The organism is Pseudomonas lutea (genome assembly GCF_000759445.1).
In the GTDB taxonomy this organism is placed as follows: Bacteria; Pseudomonadota; Gammaproteobacteria; order Pseudomonadales; family Pseudomonadaceae; genus Aquipseudomonas; species Aquipseudomonas lutea.
Genome location: NZ_JRMB01000001.1, coordinates 309,394 through 328,274 on the forward strand (window position 1 = coordinate 309,394; position 18,881 = coordinate 328,274).

Here is an 18,881-nt window from a genome sequence, read left to right on the forward strand (position 1 = left end):
GGGAGCATGCTTGAAACGCCAGGCGGATGGGAGTACCGTCTGCGCCTTGAAGGGCAGCTCTGACACGCGAAGCGTTTGACCAAAAGTCCGCTACCTGGGCCAGAGAGGCTAGAAGCGAATCCAGTACGCGGCCTGACCCTAACCAGCCGCCTACGCCAACCTAATCTGGCGCCGTTTGCCCACATGCAAAAAACCAGTGCCACGCTGCTTATCATCGATGACGACGAAGTCGTGCGCGCGAGTCTCGCGGCCTACTTGGAAGACAGTGGGTTCAGCGTTCTGCAAGCCGGTAACGGCGTGCAGGGTCTACAGACCTTCGAGCAGGAAAAGCCCGATCTGCTGATCTGCGATCTGCGCATGCCGCAGGTGGGCGGCCTCGAGCTTATTCGTCAGGTGACCAGCCTCGCGCCGGAAACGCCGGTCATTGTGGTGTCCGGGGCAGGGGTCATGAGTGACGCCGTCGAGGCTCTGCGACTCGGCGCAGCCGATTACCTGATCAAGCCGCTGGAAGACCTCGCGGTGCTGGAACATTCGGTCAAGCGCGCGCTGGACCGCTCGCGCCTGTTGCTGGAGAACAGGGAATACCGGCAGAAGCTGGAGACCGCCAACCGCGAGCTTGAGGCCAGTCTGCACCTGTTGCAGGAAGACCAGGACGCGGGCCGCCAGGTCCAGATGAACATGTTGCCGACGAGCCCGTGGGCCATCGATGCGTTCGAATTTGAACACGAGATCATCCCTTCGCTGTATCTGTCCGGCGACTTCGTGGATTATTTTCGAGTCGACGAGCGCCGTGTAGCCTTCTACCTGGCGGACGTTTCCGGACACGGTGCGTCTTCGGCGTTCATCACCGTGCTGTTGAAATTCATGACCACGCGGCTGCTGTTTGAATCCAAGCGCGGCGGGATGCTGCCGAAATTCAAACCATCGGACGTCCTGGGCCATATCAACCGCGGTTTGATCAGCTGCAAGCTGGGCAAGCACGTCACCATGGTGGGCGGCGTGATTGACGAAGAGACCGGGCAGTTGACTTACAGCGTCGGTGGCCATCTGCCGCTGCCGGTGCTTTACACACCGGAAGAAACGCGCTATCTCGAAGGCCGTGGCCTGCCAGTGGGGCTGTTCAACGAAGCGACCTATACCGATCACGTTATCGATCTGCCTGCGTCCTTTAGTCTCACCCTGCTGTCCGACGGCATTCTGGACCTTCTGCCAGGTGATACACTCAAAGAGAAAGAAGCCAACTTGCCCAAACTGGTCAAGGCGGCGGGGGGCAGCCTGGACGGTCTGCGCCAAACGTTTGGATTGGCCACGCTAGGGGAGATGCCGGATGATATCGCCTTGTTAGTGTTGAGCAGGAACCTTTAATGAGTACCGGTAGAATCCAGTTCGCCGAGCAAGACGGCACATTTGTCCTCAAGTTTGTGGGCGAAGTGCGTCTGACGCTGTGCTCTGCGTTGGATGCGACAATTGAGCGTATCTTCACCTCGATGAATTTCTCGACGGTGGTCATCGACCTCACCGAAACCCGCAGCATCGACAGCACTACGCTTGGGCTGCTCGCCAAGCTGTCGATCCTGTCGCGGCAGAAGGCCGGGCTGTTGCCAACGGTGGTGACTACTCACGAAGACATCACCCGTCTGCTGCAGTCGATGGGCTTTGATCAGGTGTTCAATATCGTGGGTCGGCCGATTCCCCGTCCTGAAGCGCTTAGCGACCTGCCATCGCAGGACCAGTGCGAAGACGTGGTCAAGGCCAAGGTGCTGGAGGCCCACAAGATTCTGATGGGCTTGAACGACTCCAACCGAGAGGCGTTCCGCGATCTGGTCAATGCGCTCGAACACCAGTAATACCTTCAGCCCCTGATTCGGGCATGAAAAAAGGGCGGCACCTGTGAGGGTGCCGCCCTTTTTATATCTCGCGAACCTTACGCTTTGTTCGACAGCATCTTCTCAAGCGCTACCTGGTCGCGGGCGAACTGACGAATGCCTTCAGCCAGCTTTTCAGTGGCCATGGCGTCTTCATTGGAGGCCCAGCGGAACTGGCTCTCGTTCAGGGTCACGCGCGCTTCGCCGCCATTGCCCGGCTTGAGTTTCTGCACCAGCGTGCCGTTGTCTTCCGAGAGTTTGTGCAGCAGGTCAGGGCTGATGGTCAGACGGTCGCAGCCGGCCAGTTCTTCGATCTGGCTGAGGTTACGGAAGCTGGCGCCCATGACCACGGTCTTGTAGTCGTTGGCTTTGTAGTAGTTATAAATGCGGGTCACGGACTGCACGCCCGGGTCCTCTGCACCGACATACTCCTTGCCTTCGGCTTTCTTGTACCAGTCGTAGATGCGGCCTACGAATGGCGAGATCAGAAACACGCCGGCGTCAGCGCAGGCCTGTGCCTGAGCGAAGGAGAACAGCAACGTCAGGTTGCACTGGATGCCTTTCTTTTCCAGCACCTCGGCTGCCTTGATGCCTTCCCAGGTGGAGGCCAGCTTGATCAGGATGCGATCGCGGCCGATGCCGAAGTCTTCATACAGGCCAACGATGCGGTCAGCGCGGTCGATACAGGCCTGCGTGTCGAACGACAGACGCGCGTCGACTTCGGTCGATACCCGGCCCGGAACCACTTTGAGGATTTCACGGCCGATGGCGACAGCGAAGCGGTCGCTGGCAACGTTAATGTCGTTGTTGCTGCCGGCAAACGCTTCTTTCAAACGATCACTGTTGCTGTCGCTGGAAGCGGCTTTGAGCAAGAGGGAAGGGTTAGTGGTGGCGTCGACGGGCTTGAGCTTTTCGATCGCGGCGAAATCGCCGGTGTCGGCAACAACGGTGGTGAATTGCTTGAGTTGTTCCAGCTTGGAAGTCATGAGCGTGCTCTGTCCTGTGGGTTTGCTGACATTACCCGAGCGCCGCCGACCACTCAAGGGCGTAAACCGCAACAGACACACGGGTTTGGACGCCTGCATTTGCGCAAACAGCGTACCTGTGTGTCAGCCATGATCCGAGGCGCTGGGCGCTGTTAAAAGACAGCGCGGGATCAAAGGCGGGCGGTTCCCGAGGCGGGCGGATACTCGATTCAGACAGGTTGGAGCCCTGACCGAGCGGGATGTTCCCGCAGTGAGCAATCTAATCCAGCGAAGGGTCGTTGCCAGCAATCGGAGCGGTGCCGAACTGGGCGCAATTGCACCGACTGCAGGCCAATCAACGCGCGGACATCACACCGCAGTCACTGTCGACGGCCTTCAGCAACGTGGTCTGATCAAAGACCTCCAGGTGAACCCGACACGTCGCGTCAGCTGCAAGCGTCAGGCTCACGCTGTTCGCCAGTACTCCGCTCTGCAAATCGCCCTGCTGATTGATGGCTGAAGTACCTTGCGCACTGCTTTGCCGGACGGTCATGCGGTACTGCAGGGTGAGCGCAGCCGGGGCTTGATGACTTCCCGTATCAGGCCGTTCCTGCACAAGGCACGCGCTTTGGTCAGGCTCGGCTTCAGCCGGACGTGCGAGCTGTTAGACTGCGCGTCCTTTTCGTCCGATCTGTTTAACTTGCCCCATGCTGCCTACGACCGAACTCCCTGCCCACCGCCTGTCGTCTGATCCATCACGGCGTTTTTCCGTGGCCCCGATGATGGATTGGACGGATCGCCACTGCCGTTTCTTTCTGCGCCTGCTGTCAAAGAACGCGCTGCTCTATACCGAGATGGTCACCACCGGCGCGTTGCTGCACGGTGACACCGAGCGGTTCCTGCGCCACGACGAGACGGAGCATCCGCTGGCGCTGCAACTGGGCGGCAGCAACCCGGCTGACCTGGCTGCCAGCGCACGCCTGGCGCAAGCGGCGGGCTACGACGAGGTGAACCTCAACGTCGGCTGCCCCAGCGATCGGGTGCAGAACAACATGATCGGCGCTGTGTTGATGGGGCATCCGCAACTGGTCGCCGACTGCGTCAAGGCCATGCGCGACGCGGTGTCGATTCCGGTGACGGTGAAGCACCGCATCGGCATCAATGGACGCGACAGTTACGAGCAGCTGTGCGAGTTCGTCGGCACCGTCCGCGATGCCGGTTGCACCAGCTTCACCGTGCACGCCCGCATCGCCATCCTTGAGGGTTTGTCGCCCAAGGAAAACCGTGACATCCCGCCGCTGCGCTATGACATCGCCGCGGAGCTCAAGCAGGACTTTCCCGGGCTGGAGATCATTCTCAACGGCGGCATCAAGACGCTGGAGCAGTGCAAGGAACACCTGAACACCTTTGACGGCGTGATGCTCGGCCGCGAGGCGTATCACAACCCTTATTTGCTGGCTGATGTTGATCGCGAGCTGTTTGGCGACACCGCGCCGCAGATCACCCGTGCCGGAGCGCTGGCGCTTATGCGGCCCTACATTGAAGCGCACTTGAATGAAGGCGGATCGATGCACCACATCACCCGCCACGTGCTCGGCCTTGGCACCGGCTTTCCGGGCGCACGCAAGTTTCGGCAGATGCTCTCGGTGGACATACACAAGACGGACGATCCGCTGGGGTTGCTGGATCGGGCGGGGGAGTTGCTGGAGGGGCGGTAAGTGGATCGCATCTTCTCATAACGTAAGTTGGATTGAGTTTGATGCAGTAGCGCGCGGGCCCAAGAATGACAGTGGAGCTGCGTGATCCAGTTCGCTGATCCGACGCGTTCGTGGGCAAGCGCGCTCATACGAGGGTTGCAGCGGACACCAGTGGTTCGGCTGCCACGAATGACTCGGCTGACACCCCGTCCCGTAGGAGCCGGCTTGCTGGCGAAGGCGGTGGATCAGAAATGAACAAGTTAACCGACCTGACAGCTTCGCCAGCAAGCCGGCTCCTACCGGGCGAGGGTGTCATTTAGCCGTGGTGTTGCCCGCTGAAGCCTCACGCGCTCACCGCCGCCCAGCCCGCGTACTCACATCCACCCACACCGCCAGCACCAGGATGCTGCCCTTGACGATCATCTGCCAGTAGCTGTCGACGTCGAGCATGGACATGCCGTTGCCCAAGCTGGCGCGCTCCTGCGAGGTTTGCGGCGAACACCAAGTGGTTCGCCTGACACCCCGTCCCGTAGGAGCCGGCTTGCTGGCGAAGGCGGTGGATCAGAAATGAACACGTTCACCGACCTGACAGCTTCGCCAGCAAGCCGGCTCCTACCGGGCGTGGGAGTCATTTAGCCGTGGTGTTGCCTGCTGAAGCCTCACGCGCTTACCGCCGTCCACTCCGCGTACTCACATCCACCCACACCGCCAGTACCAGGATGCTGCCCTTGACGATCATCTGCCAGTAGCTGTCGACGTCGAGCATGGACATGCCGTTGTCCAGGCTGGTGATGACCAGCGCACCGAGCAGGGCGCCGTAGACCGTTCCCGAGCCGCCGCGCATGGACGTACCGCCGATGAAGCACGCGGCGATGGCGTCGAGTTCGCCCATGTTGCCCGCCGAGGGTGAGCCTGCGGCCAGGCGCGCAGTATTGACCAGGCCGGCGAGGGCGCACATGACACCCATGATGCCGAAGATCCACAGCTTGACCGCCTGCACGTTGATGCCGGACAGACGTGTCGCCTCCATGTTGCTGCCCACCGAGTAGATACGCCGGCCGAACACGGTCTGGCTGGTGATGTAGCTGAAGACGCCGAGCAGCACCAGCAGCAACAGCACCGGCACCGGAATGCCGTCGTAGCTGTTGAGGGTGTAGACGAAGCCGGCCAACACAGCGCCGATGGCCACCACGCGCACGACGTCCCTCACGATCGCGTGCGCCGCCAGGCCATGCAGGGCGCGGTTGCGACGCTGACGCCAGGTCAGGAACAGCGTCAGCGCGAACAGCAACACACCCAGGACAACACCCACCAGCGGCGGCAAATATCCCTGGCCCACGTACACCAGCTCCGGCGAGACCGGGGCGATGGTGGTGCCACCGGTGATCCCCAGCAAAATGCCGCGAAACGCCAGCATGCCGCCCAGGCCAACGATGAAGGAAGGAATGCGCAGGTACGCCGTCATGCAGCCGTTGGCGAGGCCGATCAGCAGGCCGCAGCCCGCGACGATGCACAGGTTCAGTGGCAGCGGGACGTGATACACCACGTCGAGAATCGCCGCCACGCCGCCGAGCAGGCCGAGCAGCGAGCCCACCGACAGGTCGATCTCGCCGCTGATGATCACCAGGACCATGCCGCAGGCGAGGATGCCGGTGATCGACATCTGCCGCAGCAGGTTGGACAGGTTGCGCGGGGTCAGGAAGCCGCCTTCGGTTTGCCAACTGAAGAACAACCAGATGAAGGCAATGGCGATCACCAGCGCGAGCATTTTGTAGCGGGTAAACAGTTGCTTGAGCTGATTCATTGACGCGCTTCTCCCACAGCACCTGGCCGGTCGTTGTCGTTTTTGTGGTGCGCCGCAAGGTAGTCGCCTGACTGGCTGAGCGCCGCCGCGAGTACCTGTTCCTGGGTCAGCCCTTCGTTGATGAAGTCCCCGCGCAGTTGACCTTCACCAATCACCAGCACGCGGTCGGAGACGCCGAGCACTTCGGCCAGCTCCGACGACACCATGATGATCGACACGCCCGTGGCAGCCAGTGCACCCATCAGCTTGTAAATCTCGTATTTGGCGCCGACGTCCACGCCGCGCGTGGGCTCGTCGAGAATCAGTACCCGCGGCTGGGTCAGGAGCATCTTTGCCAGCACGGCTTTTTGCTGATTGCCCCCGGACAGGCTGGTGATCGGCAGAAACGGGCTGGCTGTCTTCAGATGCATGCGCGAGATCTCCTTGTCGATGCTGCCCAGTTCGGCTTCAGCGTCGATGCGGGTCAGGTGCGCGAAGCTGTCGAGCACGGCCAGGGTGATGTTCTGCCCGACGCCGAGGTCGGGAATGATGCCCTGACGCTTGCGGTCCTCGGGCACCATGCACAGCCCGGCGCGAATGGACTTGAGCGGGGTACGGGTGTCGATCGGTTTGCCGTCCAGCCACACTTCGCCGGTGTAACGTCCGGGGTAAGCGCCGAACAGCGCCGACACCAGCTCGGTGCGCCCGGCGCCGACCAGCCCGGCGATGCCCAGGATTTCCCCGCGCTTGAGCACGAACGAAATGTCGTCCACACGTTTGCGCTTGGGGTTGTCAACGTCGTAACAGGTGACGTTGCGCGCCTCGAAGATCACTTCGCCCACGGCATGGGGTTCGGTGGGATAGAGGTTGCTCATCTCGCGACCAACCATCTGCGTGATGATTTTCGGGATGTCCATGTCAGCCATGGCGGTTGTCGCAATGTGTTTGCCATCGCGGATCACCGAAATGGTGTCGCAGACGGCGGCGACTTCATCGAGTTTGTGGGAGATGTAGACGCAGGCCACGCCTTTTGCCTTCAGGTCCCGAATGATGTCGAGCAGCACGTCGATTTCCGATCGGGTCAGCGCTGAGGAAGGTTCGTCGAGAATCAGCAGCCGCGCCTGCTTGTTCAGCGCCTTGGCGATTTCCACCAGCTGCTGATAGCCGCCGCCGTATTGGGAGACCGGCAACGAGACGTTCATGTCCGGCACTTTCAGCTCGCGCATCAAGGCTTCGGCGCGGTGGATCATGGCCGGGTAATTCATCCGCCCGCCTGGCAGGGTCAGCTCGTGACCCATGAAGATGTTCTCCGCCACCGAGAGGTCGGGGACCAGAGTCAGTTCCTGATGGATGATGACGATACCGGCGGCCTCGGTCTCACTGATCGACTGCGCCCGCAGCGGCTGGCCGTCCCAGAGGATTTCCCCCTCCCAGGTGCCGTAGGGGTAGACCGCTGACAAGACTTTCATCAGGGTCGATTTGCCAGCACCGTTCTCGCCGCACAGCCCGACGCATTCGCCGGCGCGCACCTTGATGTCGATGCCGTTCAACGCTTTGACACCGCCGAACGATTTGACGATGCCGTTCATTTGCAGCAGGTATTCGGACATTGCAGGATCTCACGCAGAAGCTAGCCAATCGGGGGCCGGCGCTATTCGTGCCGGCCCCGACTGGCTGAGAAGGCGATCAGAAAAGGGTCTGTTACTTACCCGCGATCTGGTCCTTGGTGTAGAACCCGTCCTTCTCCAGCAGATCGATGTTGTCCTTGGTCAGCGGCGTGGGCGTCAGCAGGATGGTGTCGACTTTTTTGGTGCCATTGTCGTATTGCGAGCTGTACTGCGGCTTCTCGTTGCGCGCCAGTTGCACCGACAGTTTTGCAGCCTCGGAAGCGATCAGTTTCAGTGGCTTGTACACGGTCATGGTCTGCGTGCCGTCGATCACGCGCTTGACCGCTGCCAAGTCGGCGTCCTGGCCCGAAATCGGCACTTTACCGGCCAGTTTTTGCGCCGCCAGGGCCTGAATCGCGCCGCCGGCGGTGGCGTCGTTGGAGGCGACAATGCCGTCGATTTTGTTGCTGTTTTTGGTCAGGGCGTTCTCGACGATGCTCAGCGCTTCGGTCGGGTTCCATTCCTTGACCCATTGCTGGCCGACGATTTTGATGTCGCCCTTGTCGATGGCCGGCTGCAGCACTTTCATCTGGCCTTCGCGCAGGACCTTGGCGTTGTTGTCGGTGGGGGCGCCGCCGAGCAGGAAATAGTTTCCCTTCGGCGCGGCCTTGAGCACGCCGGCCGCCTGCATTTCACCGACTTTCTCGTTGTCGAACGAGATGTAGGCATCAATGTCGGCGTTGAGAATCAGGCGGTCGTAGGACACGACTTTGATGCCGGCTTTCTTGGCCTCGGCGACGGCGTTGGTCAGCACGGTGGCGTTGAACGGCACGATGACGATGACATCGACGCCGCGCGAAATCAGGTTTTCAATCTGCGAGATCTGCTTTTGCTCGTTGGCATCGGCGGACTGGACAAAGACCTTGGCGTCCATTTTCTCTGCTGCTGCGACGAAGTAGTCACGGTCGCGAGACCAGCGCTCCAGACGCAGGTCATCAATGGAGAAGCCGATTTTCGGGTGCGCCGAATCGGCCATGACCGGCAGGCTGAGCAAAGCCAGAGCGCTGGCGAGGAGGGTGGTTTTCAAGTTCTTCATGGGGTTGCGTCCTGTTATTTTTGTTTAGAGACACTGTTGCAGCATGTTCGGGTTGCCGGTGAACTGTAGATACTGGCCACGCGCCGCGAGCAGGGAATTGTCGCGAGAATGTAACCAGCCGCTTTGCGTAATAGGACCTGCTGAAGTTAGTAGGACCGGCTTTAGCCGGGAAGCTGCTGGCGTCATACCGCAAGATTGATGCTGCACACACTGGCCTCTTCCCGGCTGAAGCCGGTCCTACGAAAAGCATCGCGTCCATCCAGCGGATTGGAGATGACCTCGCCGGTCCTGCGTGGGGATCGCGATCATCACCTGTCAGGGATAGATGAACCGGTTGACGACGCCTTCAAGCATCTCCTGCCGACCGCTCACTGCCTGCGGGTTCAATTCGTTGTCCACGGCATGTTGCGCCAGGGCATCCAGGCTGAACTCACCCGAGAGCACCGCACGGCCAAAGGGTTGGTCCCAACCGGCGTAGCGCTGGTCCTTGAACGCTTGCAGCCGGTCGTCCTCGATCATCGCGGCGGCGCGTTCCAGCGACAGGGCCAGGACGTCCATGGCGGCCACGTGGCCATAGAACAGATCGATTTCATCGAGGCTCTGGCGACGGACTTTCGAGTCGAAGTTGTAACCGCCGTTTTTGAAGCCGCCGACTTTGAGGATCTCGTACGTCGCCAGGGTCAGCTCTTCAACGCTGTTGGGAAACTGATCAGTGTCCCAGCCATTTTGTGGATCGCCCCGGTTGGCATCGATGCTGCCGAAAATACCCAGCGACGCTGCCGTGGCGATTTCATGGTGGAAGCTGTGACCGGCGAGGGTGGCGTGGTTGGCCTCGATGTTGACCTTGATCTCCTTCTCCAGGCCGAACTGCTGCAAAAAGCCGAAGACCGTGGCGCTGTCGTAGTCGTACTGGTGCTTGGTCGGCTCCTGCGGTTTGGGCTCGATCAGCAGGTCACCGGTGAAACCGATCTTGTGCTTGTGCTCCACCACCATGCGCATGAAGCGACCCAGTTGCTCACGCTCGCGCTTGAGGTCGGTGTTGAGCAGCGTCTCGTAGCCTTCGCGGCCGCCCCACAGCACGTAGTTGGCGCCGTTCAGACGCTTGGTCGCGTTCATCGCGCTGCACACCTGAGCGGCGGCAAAGGCGAACACTTCCGGGTCCGGGTTACTGGCGGCACCGGCGGCGAAACGTGGGTTGCTGAAGCAGTTGGCGGTGCCCCATAACAGCTGGATGCCGCTTTGCTCCTGGTGGCGTTCCAGCTCATCGACCATCTGCGCGAAGTTGTGGCTGTATTCCTTCAGGCTGGCGCCTTCCGGTGCAACGTCGGTGTCGTGGAAGCTGTAATAGTCGATGCCCAGTTTGGAGAAGAACTCAAAGGCTGCCTCGGCCTTGAAGCGCGCCAGTTCCAGGGCATCCCCCGGTTTGTTCCAGGGACGCTTGAACGTGCCGACGCCGAACATGTCAGCGCCTGGCCAGACAAAGGTGTGCCAGTAACACGCGGCCATGCGCAGGTGTTCGCGCATCGGTTTACCGAGGATGATCTTGTCGGCGTCGTAGTGGCGAAAGGCGAGGGGCGAGTCGCTGCCAGGGCCTTCATAGCGGATCTTGTCGACATCGGGAAAGCAGGGCATCGGGAATTCCTTATTGTTCTGGGGGAGGGAAACCGGCTGTCCCCGATACTAGCAACGGCCCTGCGCCCGCCGATTGCGAAAATCACCAACAGGCTGTTCGATTTTGAGTATTGAGATTCCTCCGGCGCAGGCCTAGGCTGTGCCGACTCGCTTGACAGGCCCGGGGAACAATAATGAAAACCGTCCCGCCCGCTCACCGTATTGCGCTGTTGTTCAACGGCGGCAAGATCTACGACCGCGGCATCATCACTGGCATCGGCAACTACCTGAGCAGCACGCGCGCGTCGTGGGATCTGTTTCTGGAAGAGGACTTTCTGTGCCGGCTCAAGGGCATCGAGCGCTGGCAGGGCGACGGCATCATTGCTGACTTTGACGACCCGCTGATCGGCGAAGCGCTGGCCGGAAGCCGTTTGCCGGTGGTCGCCGTCGGCGGCTCTTACGAAGACGAGCGCTCTTACCCAAAAAACATCCCTTATGTGGCCACCGACAATTTCGCGCTGATCAAGCTGGCCTACGAGCACTTGATCGAAGCCGGCCTGACGCGGTTTGCCTGTTTCAGCCTGCCTGAAGCCCAGAGCAATCGCTGGGCCCAGGAGCGCGAAAAGGCCTTTCGCCGACTGTTGCAGCGCGACGGCTTGCGCGGCGAAGTCTATCGCGGTCTCAGCACCAGCGCGCCACTGTGGGACAGCGCCGTGCAACAGCAGATCACCTGGCTGCAGAGCCTGCCCAAGCCCATCGGCATTATCGCCGTGAGCGACGCCCGCGCCCGGCAGTTGCTGCAGGCGTGTCTGACGGCGGGCATCGCGGTGCCCGAGCAAGTGGCGCTGATTGGCATCGACAATGACCCGCTGACCCGCACCCTGACCCGCGTGCCGTTGAGCTCCGTGATCCAGGGCACGCAGAGCATGGGCCGCACGGCGGCGCGCCTGCTGCATCAGATGCTCCACGGTGTGCCGTCGACCACCAGCCAGATTCTGGTGCCGCCGGAGGCCATCAACGTTCAAGCCTCCAGCCTGCATCAGCCGCTGGGCAACCCTTATGTCATGCAGGCGCTGCACTTCATTCGTCAGTACGCGTGCCAGGGAATAAAGACCGCTCAAGTGGCCGCCTACGTCGGCGTGTCACGCTCCTCGCTGGAATCGCACTTTCGCAAGGAGCGCGGTTGCAGCGTGCATGACGAGATTTTGAGTTTCAAACTGAGCGCCGCGGCCTCGGGCCTCAAGCACAGCGACTCGGCCATTGCCGACATCGCCCAGAATTGTGGCTTCAAATCGGCGCAGTACCTGCACACGGTGTTTCGCCGGGAATTCGGCTGCACCCCTCGGGAGTACCAGCAGAGCGACGCGGCACCGATTCATTGATTCGCTTCAAGGGTGGCCTTTCAGTGGGCACCCCACAAAACAACGACAACATCACAGGAGTCATCGATGCATCCGATTCGTTTAGGGCTGGTGGGTTACGGCAAGATCGCCCAGGACCAGCACGTGCCGGCCATTCGCGGCAGCGACCGTTTCGAACTGGTCGCCGTCGCGACGCTGGGTCAGCACTGCCCGGACGTGCCCAATTTCAGTTCGCTGGCCGAGCTGCTGGAGCAGGGGCCGCAGGTCGATGCCATCGCGTTCTGCACGCCGCCTCAAGGCCGTTTTGCGCTGGTCGAACAGGCGCTGAGGGCAGGCAAACACGTGCTGGTGGAGAAGCCGCCGTGCTCGACCCTGGGCGAAGCGCTCGCGCTGATCGATGAGGTCAACGCGGCTGGCGTCAGCGGCCTGTTCGCCTGGCACTCGCGGTTCGCGCCCGGGGTTCTTAACGCAAAGCAGTGGCTTGAAGGGAAAACCCTCAAGCAGGTGCGCATCGACTGGAAAGAGCAGGTGCGCAAGTGGCACCCGGGGCAGGCGTGGATCTGGCAGGCAGGCGGGCTGGGCGTGTTCGATCCGGGAATCAACGCGTTGTCGATCATCACTGAGCTGCTGCCGCGCGCGCTTTTCGTCGAATCCGCCCATCTGAACGTGCCCGGCAACTGCCAGTCGCCGATTGCGGCGTTTCTGCAGATGCGTTCGGGTGAGCAGGTGCGAGTGTTGGCTGAGCTGGATTTCGATCACAGCGTCAATGAGCAGTGGAGCATCGAACTGGAGTGTGAAGAGGGCGTGATGCGCCTGGACGCGGGCGGTGCGCAGGTCACCCTCGACGGCGTTTCACAGGAAGTGTCGGAGGAGGGTGAGTACCCTGTGATGTACGCGCATTTCGCGCGGTTGATCCAAGCCGGCAAAAGCGACCTCGACCTGCAACCGCTGCGCATCGTCGCCGACAGCTTTTTCGTGGGCAGCAAAACAACTGTTGCTGATTTTCACGAGTAAACGCCGTTCACCCGATCCGCCCGCCGAACCCTCGGCGGCGGATCGGCGGCGGATCGCGTGAATCCCGCACTCGGACCGCGTTGCCCTTGATGCGGCGGACGCAATGCGGTGGCTTTTGCGGCGAGCGCAGTACGGCGGTCGGTCAGATGTGCACGACCCCGGCCAGGGCGATGGAGAACGAAACGATGAGTGTCAACAGGATGGTCATGTTGATGGACATTGCGGGCAAATCCTTGTCTGGGAAATCGATGAAGCCATCATCCGGATTTGCGAGGGCAAACTGAACGGCGTTCGTACGTATGTTGGCAATCGATGGAAACAATAGTTCGGGGTTTTTGCGAGCAAAGCAGCTGTAGCGGTACGACCGGACGCCTGCGTCAGACGCCAAACCTGTAGGAGCCGGCTTGCTGGCGAACGCGGTGGGCCACTCACCCCTGCGGTGGCTGACACAATGCCTTCGCGGGCAAGCGCGCTCCTACAACCAATGCCCGCACGACCGAAGGAATATCTGCACGACCGAAGGAATCTCCGCACGACTGAATCGGCGCCAGACGCAAAACCTGTAGGAGCCGGCTTGCTGGCGAACGCGGTGGGCGACTCACCCCAGCGGTGCCTGACACAACGCCTTCGCGGGCAAGCGCGCTCCTACAACGAATGCCCGCGCCACCGAAGGAATATCTGCACCACTGAAGACCCGCGCCAGGCGCAAAACCTGTAGGAGCCGGCTTGCTGGCGAACGCGGTGGGCCACTCACCCCTGCGGTGGCTGACACAACGCCTTCGCGGGCAAGCGCGCTCCTACAACGAATGCCCGTACGACCGAAGGAATATCCGCACGACCGAGGGGATATCTGCACCACCGAAGGAATATCTGCACGACTGAAGACCCGCGCCAGACGCAAAACCTGTAGGAGCCGGCTTGCTGGCGAACGGGGTGGGCCACTCACCCCTGCGGTGGCTGACACAATGCCTTCGCGGGCAAGCGCGCTCCTACAACCAATGCCCGCACGACTGAAGACCCGCGCCGGACGCAAAACCTGTAGGAGCCGGCTTGCTGGCGAACGCGGTGGGCCACGCCCCCCAGTTGTGCCTGACACAATGAATAGCCAGCAAGCCGGCGCCTGCACGGTGATCGGGTTAAATCGGCGCGATCACCGTTTGAATCGAGATCAAAAAAACGCATTTCTCAAGGACTGTCATGCCATCCCATTTCATTCGCATCACCGACGAACAACTGCTCTCAGACAATTGGTACGTGCTCAAAAAATACAGCTTCGAACTGCAACGCCGCGACGGCACCTGGCAACAGCAGACCCGTGAGGTCTATGACCGAGGCAATGGCGCGACCATTCTGTTGTACAACCTTGAGCAGCGCACGGTGGTGCTGACCCGCCAGTTCCGCATGCCGGCGTTCGTCAACGACCACAATGGCTACCTGATCGAAGCCGCAGCCGGCTTGCTCGACAACGCCAGCCCCGAAGAGCGCATTCGCCTGGAAGCCGAGGAAGAAACCGGCTACGTCGTACGCTCGGTGAAGAAGATTTTCGACGCATTCATGAGCCCCGGTTCGGTCACCGAGCGCATTCACTTTTTCATCGGCGAATACCAGCCGGACGACCGGGTCAGCGAAGGCGGCGGGCTCGAAGAGGAGGGCGAAGACATCGAAGTGCTGGAGCTGGATTTCGATCGCGCCATTGCCATGGTCGCCAGCGGCGAGATTGCCGACGGCAAAACCATCATGCTCCTGCAATACCTGGAGCTGCGCTTGATGCGGTGATGCAGATGGTCTGAGACGACCGCCGACAGCGCGTAAAAGTTTCACCAATCGGTAAACTTTCTTACGTTGCAATGAGAATCGTTTGCGTTATCCTTCGCATTCCTTTTGTAACCAGGGATGTCGAACAAGATGGATTTTCGCCCTGCAATCAGCCAGCCGCGCCGGCTCGGCTCATCGGCTTTAGGCGCCATCCATGCCGCGCGAGATGCGCGTCTCGACGCACTGATGGGCGCCTATAACACCCACCGCGAGGCGCTGTTGCGCCTGGCAGCAAAATTCCTTGGCTGCCGCGCCCGGGCAGAAGACGTGGTGCAGGACGCTTTCGTGAAGATGCTCGAAAGCGACCTGGCATCGAACGAACCTGCGCGATACATGTTTCGCGTCGTACGCAACCTGTCCATCGACCGCCTTCGCCGCCAGCGTCTCGAACGCAACCACGGCGTCGAGGCCGAGCAGGAAGAGCAGATACGTTTCGAGGTGTCCCCCGAGCGGGTGCTGGCGGGTCGCGAATCGCTCGATCAGCTGGTCGGCGCGCTCAACGAGCTGCCCAAGCGCATGCGCATTGTCTTTGACCTTAGCCAGATCCAGGGCTACACCCAGCGCGACGTGGCCAAGGTCATCGGCACCTCGCCGACGATGGTCAACTTCCTTCTGCGCGACACCCTTTCCCATTGTCGGGCCCGGCTTGGCGATATCTAGCCACGGCCGCGTCATGTCCCCCGCTTCTACTGCCCGGAGTCATCCATGAAATTAATTCGTCTGGTCTTCCAGCAATACCGCTGGCCGCTTGCCTGGGTGCTGCTGCTGAGCGTCAGCAGCGGGCTGTTGAGCGTTGGCGTGATTGCCTTCGTCAATCAGCGAATGATCAGCAGCCACGACGGCCTTGGCACTGCGCTGTGGCAGTTCGGCCTCATGCTCGCCGTGCTGCTGGCGCTTGCATCCGGGGCGTCTTTGTCGCTGACCGCGCTGGGCCATCGCTTTGTCTATGGCCTGCGCCGGGTGATGGTCAAACGCCTGCTGGACACCAATATCGAGCGCATCGAATCCATCGGCGGTGCGAAGATTTTCGCCAGCCTGTCCAGCGACATTCGCGCGGTGACCATGGCCTTCGTGCAGTTGCCGGACCTGATCTACGGCTCGGTGCTCAGCGTCGCGTCATTCAGTTATCTCGCCTGGCTTTCGCCCTCGCTTTTCATCACCACCCTCTGCTGGATGGCGTTCACGCTGGGTGTCGGCTGGTTGCTGGTGGGCAAGCTCAACGCGCATATCCGCGCCCTGCGCGAGTCGGAAGACAAGCTTTACCAGAGCTATCAGGGCGTGATTGACGGGCGCAAGGAGTTGACTCTGAATCGTGATCGCGCTCGCCGGCTGTACGAAGAGACCTTCGACGTCGCCGCCCAGCGTTATCGCGAGCATTTCACCCTGGCTGACCGTTACCACGGCCTGGCCAGCAATTGGGCCAACATCATGGTGCTGGGCACCATCGGCCTGGCGTTTTATCTGGCCAACGGGCTGGGCTGGGCGCCCACCGAAGTCGCGGCCACTTACGCGCTGACCGTGCTGTTCATGCGCACGCCGTTGGTCTTGGCGGTGGCGGCGATCCCGGCGCAGATCTCCGGGCGCGTGGCGCTGGACAAGGTCGAGTCGCTGGCCCTGGCCGAGCACCACGAAAGCTTTGACGTCGCCCCCACGCACATCGCTGGCCAGTGGCAGACGCTGGAACTGCGCGATGTCGAATACCACTACCCCGCGCAGGGCGACGAACCCGGCTTTGATGTCGGCCCCGTGAACCTGACGCTGCGCCGTGGCGAAACCGTGTTTCTCATGGGCGGCAACGGCAGCGGTAAATCCAGCCTGGCGCGACTGCTCAGCGGGCTATATCGACCTTCGGCGGGCGCAATTCTGGTTGATGGGCAAGTGATCGGCTCAGAAGACTGGATGGCTTACCGTCAGCTCTTCGCCAGCGTCTTCACCGATTTCCATCTGTTCGCCCAACTGCTCGGCGCAGACGGGCGAAACGCCGACAGGACCGACATTGACCAATGGCTCGAACAGCTGCACATGAAGCACAAGGTGCAGCTCGGCGACGGTCACTTGCTCGACACGCGGTTCTCCCAGGGCCAGCGCAAGCGTCTTGCGCTGATGCTGGCGCTGCTGGAGAAGCGCGACATTCTCTTGCTGGACGAATGGGCCGCCGATCAAGACCCGCTGTTCCGCCGCTTTTTCTACCGCGAGCTGCTGCCGATGTTTAAAAAGGCCGGCATCACGGTGTTTGCCATCAGCCATGACGATCAGTATTTCGACCTCGCCGACCGGCTGGTGAAGATGGAGTCCGGGCAGCTCAGCGAGCTGCAGGGCGATCGCCGCGAGAACGCCAGTCGCGATGCGGTGGAGGAGATCGGCGCGGCGTATCAGATGAAAACGGTAAAGGCTTTGTAAGTTTTTCGACGACGAGGACTAAACAGCCGTCAGCCTCAGTCGTCATGTTAATGAGAATCAGTCTTAACCATTTTGATGCGTGTGAACTGCCATCCGGCGCCGGCGACCTTGCCGCCAGGCCTGCCGGAGTCGATCGCGCATCGCGCCTTACGAGAGGGAAGCATGGAACTCGTCTACGACTTCATCGGCATCGGTTTCGGCCCGTCGAACCTGGCTTTGGCCATCGCCACCCAGGAGCATGCCCAGCGCAGTGGTCTGGCGCCCCACGTGTGTTTCCTAGAAAAAAAGCCGGCGTTCAACTGGCACGAAGGCATGCTGATTGACGGCTCCACCATGCAGATTTCCTTCCTCAAGGACCTGGTCACGCTGCGCAATCCGGCCAGTCGTTTTACCTTCGTCAATTACCTGAACGAGCGCGGCCGTCTGCAGGACTTCATCAACCTCAAGACCTTTTTCCCGACCCGCGAGGAATACACCGATTACCTGAGCTGGGCCGCGTCGCATTTCAACGAACAGGTCCAGTACGGCGCCGAAGTGATGTCGGTCGAGCCGTACTTTGAAGAAGGCCGCTTCGTCGCGATGGATGTGCTGTCGCGTGACAAAAACGGTGAGGTCTGCCGCCGTCGCGCGCGCAACCTGGTGTTCGGTATCGGCGGTATTCCCCAGGCGCCGGCGGCGTTCGACGGGCTGGAGGATGCTCGTGTGCTGCACTCGGCCGGCTATCGCGGCGGCATCGAAAAGCTCGTCGCCAATCGGCCCGGGCCGCTGCGTGTGGCAGTGGTCGGTGGCGGGCAGAGCGCGGCGGAAATCTTTGAAGACCTGGCCTCGCGCTTCGACAACGTCGAGGCCACGCTGGTGATCCGCGGCAGCGCGCTGAAGCCGTCCGATGACAGCCCGTTCGTCAATCAGATCTTCAACCCGTCGTTCACCGACACCATTTTCAACCACAGCCAGGAGCGTCGCGTCGCGCTGTTCGACGAGTTCCGCAACACCAACTATTCGGTGGTCGACACCGACCTGATCGAGACCATCTTCCAGCGCATGTACCAGCAGAAAGTGCGCGGCGAAGAGCGCCATCGCATGCTCACCAATCGCGAGGTGGCACACGCCGAAGTCGCCAGCGATGGCATTGAGCTGTTCCTGCGCGATGCACCCCATGACCAGATGCACAGCGAAACTTTCGACGTGGTGGTGCTCGCCACTGGATACCGTCGCGACTACCACCTGGAACTGCTGACCGGCATTCAGGACTGCATTCAGGGCGCCAGCGTCGACCGTCACTATCGCTTGCCCCTGACCGCCGGCAGTGAGGCGGGGGTGTTTCTGCAAGGTTGCTGCGAAGACAGCCACGGCTTGAGCGACACCCTGTTGTCGGTGCTGGCGATCCGTTCCCAGGAGGTTGTCGAATCGATCTTCGGCGACCAGCAACAGCCGTGTTCGGCGCGCACGGCCCAGGCTTCAACGCAGCCGCGTGTGGCGCTGAAACTGGCCCGCTGAGCAGGGTCCGAAAGCCCTTCGCGTGAAGCCCTTCGGCTAAAGCCGGGCTGGCGGCGCGAGGGTCGTCATAGCGGTGATCCTTGAGGGTTGCCCACTCTTTTTCCACAACGTTGCGGACGGCCTTCGGGCCACCTGCGGGTTGAGCCTTGCCGATACAAACAGGTGAATGA

15 protein-coding genes and 1 pseudogene are annotated in these 18,881 nt (G+C 61.2%); 9 read left to right on the forward strand and 7 right to left on the reverse strand.

Going from position 1 to position 18,881, the window contains the following annotated elements:
• The first annotated feature begins 183 nt into the window (after nt 1-183).
• On the forward strand, nt 184-1,365 hold the full coding sequence (gene rssB / locus LT42_RS01345; RefSeq protein ID WP_037009274.1) for a two-component system response regulator RssB: 1,182 nt from the start codon (nt 184-186) through the stop codon (nt 1,363-1,365).
• Complete coding sequence (rssC, locus tag LT42_RS01350) at nt 1,365-1,847, forward strand: anti-sigma factor antagonist RssC (protein ID WP_037009276.1); 483 nt, start codon at nt 1,365-1,367, stop codon at nt 1,845-1,847. The genes rssB and rssC overlap by 1 nt, the downstream gene beginning before the upstream one ends.
• A gap of 77 nt (nt 1,848-1,924) precedes the next feature.
• Here rssC and tal read toward each other — a convergent pair whose 3' ends face one another.
• Nucleotides 1,925-2,851 carry a transaldolase gene (tal, locus tag LT42_RS01355; RefSeq protein WP_037009277.1) on the reverse strand — a complete coding sequence of 309 codons (927 nt, stop codon included), beginning with the start codon at nt 2,849-2,851 and terminating at the stop codon, nt 1,925-1,927.
• A gap of 334 nt (nt 2,852-3,185) precedes the next feature.
• On the reverse strand, nt 3,186-3,383 hold the full coding sequence (locus LT42_RS01360) for a hypothetical protein (RefSeq protein ID WP_152597566.1): 198 nt from the start codon (nt 3,381-3,383) through the stop codon (nt 3,186-3,188).
• 154 nt (nt 3,384-3,537) lie between these two features.
• Between LT42_RS01360 and dusA the strand changes: the two genes are divergently transcribed.
• Entirely contained in the window at nt 3,538-4,548 is a 1,011-nt protein-coding gene (dusA, locus tag LT42_RS01365; protein ID WP_037009279.1) for a tRNA dihydrouridine(20/20a) synthase DusA, read from the forward strand.
• A gap of 330 nt (nt 4,549-4,878) precedes the next feature.
• On the opposite strand, the pseudogene LT42_RS25555 reads toward dusA, so the two are convergent.
• The 5 genes and pseudogenes from LT42_RS25555 to xylA all read right to left on the reverse strand — a co-directional run.
• Nucleotides 4,879-4,998, reverse strand: a pseudogene (locus tag LT42_RS25555) (sugar ABC transporter permease); the annotation flags it as partial.
• A 196-nt stretch (nt 4,999-5,194) separates the two neighbouring features.
• Nucleotides 5,195-6,331: a sugar ABC transporter permease gene (locus LT42_RS01370; protein ID WP_037009280.1), complete on the reverse strand. Its 1,137-nt coding sequence runs from the start codon at nt 6,329-6,331 to the stop codon at nt 5,195-5,197.
• Nucleotides 6,328-7,920, reverse strand: a complete 1,593-nt coding sequence (gene xylG / locus LT42_RS01375; protein WP_037009283.1) for a D-xylose ABC transporter ATP-binding protein — start codon at nt 7,918-7,920, stop codon at nt 6,328-6,330. Before xylG ends, LT42_RS01370 begins: the two co-directional genes overlap by 4 nt.
• Nucleotides 7,921-8,011: 91 nt before the next feature.
• Nucleotides 8,012-9,013, reverse strand: a complete 1,002-nt coding sequence (xylF, locus tag LT42_RS01380; RefSeq protein WP_037009284.1) for a D-xylose ABC transporter substrate-binding protein — start codon at nt 9,011-9,013, stop codon at nt 8,012-8,014.
• A gap of 315 nt (nt 9,014-9,328) precedes the next feature.
• Complete coding sequence (gene xylA / locus LT42_RS01385) at nt 9,329-10,645, reverse strand: xylose isomerase (RefSeq protein ID WP_037009286.1); 1,317 nt, start codon at nt 10,643-10,645, stop codon at nt 9,329-9,331.
• A gap of 173 nt (nt 10,646-10,818) precedes the next feature.
• On the opposite strand from xylA, the gene LT42_RS01390 reads away from it, so the two are divergent.
• The 6 genes from LT42_RS01390 to LT42_RS01420 all read left to right on the forward strand — a co-directional run bounded on the left by LT42_RS01390 (nt 10,819) and on the right by LT42_RS01420 (nt 18,711).
• Nucleotides 10,819-12,006, forward strand: coding sequence for a XylR family transcriptional regulator (locus tag LT42_RS01390; RefSeq protein ID WP_037009288.1), 1,188 nt, complete (start codon nt 10,819-10,821; stop codon nt 12,004-12,006).
• Nucleotides 12,007-12,072: 66 nt separating this feature from the next.
• Nucleotides 12,073-12,999 carry a Gfo/Idh/MocA family protein gene (locus tag LT42_RS01395; protein WP_037009291.1) on the forward strand — a complete coding sequence of 309 codons (927 nt, stop codon included), beginning with the start codon at nt 12,073-12,075 and terminating at the stop codon, nt 12,997-12,999.
• Nucleotides 13,000-14,196: 1,197 nt separating this feature from the next.
• A complete protein-coding gene (locus LT42_RS01405) occupies nt 14,197-14,775 on the forward strand; it encodes an NUDIX hydrolase (protein ID WP_037009296.1) in 579 nt (192 codons plus the stop codon).
• 129 nt (nt 14,776-14,904) lie between these two features.
• Nucleotides 14,905-15,474, forward strand: a complete 570-nt coding sequence (locus LT42_RS01410) for a sigma-70 family RNA polymerase sigma factor (protein WP_160176704.1) — start codon at nt 14,905-14,907, stop codon at nt 15,472-15,474.
• A 45-nt stretch (nt 15,475-15,519) separates the two neighbouring features.
• Nucleotides 15,520-17,214, forward strand: coding sequence for a multidrug ABC transporter permease/ATP-binding protein (locus LT42_RS01415; RefSeq protein ID WP_037009298.1), 1,695 nt, complete (start codon nt 15,520-15,522; stop codon nt 17,212-17,214).
• A gap of 162 nt (nt 17,215-17,376) precedes the next feature.
• On the forward strand, nt 17,377-18,711 hold the full coding sequence (locus LT42_RS01420) for a lysine N(6)-hydroxylase/L-ornithine N(5)-oxygenase family protein (protein ID WP_037012736.1): 1,335 nt from the start codon (nt 17,377-17,379) through the stop codon (nt 18,709-18,711).
• Nucleotides 18,712-18,881 lie beyond the last annotated feature (170 nt).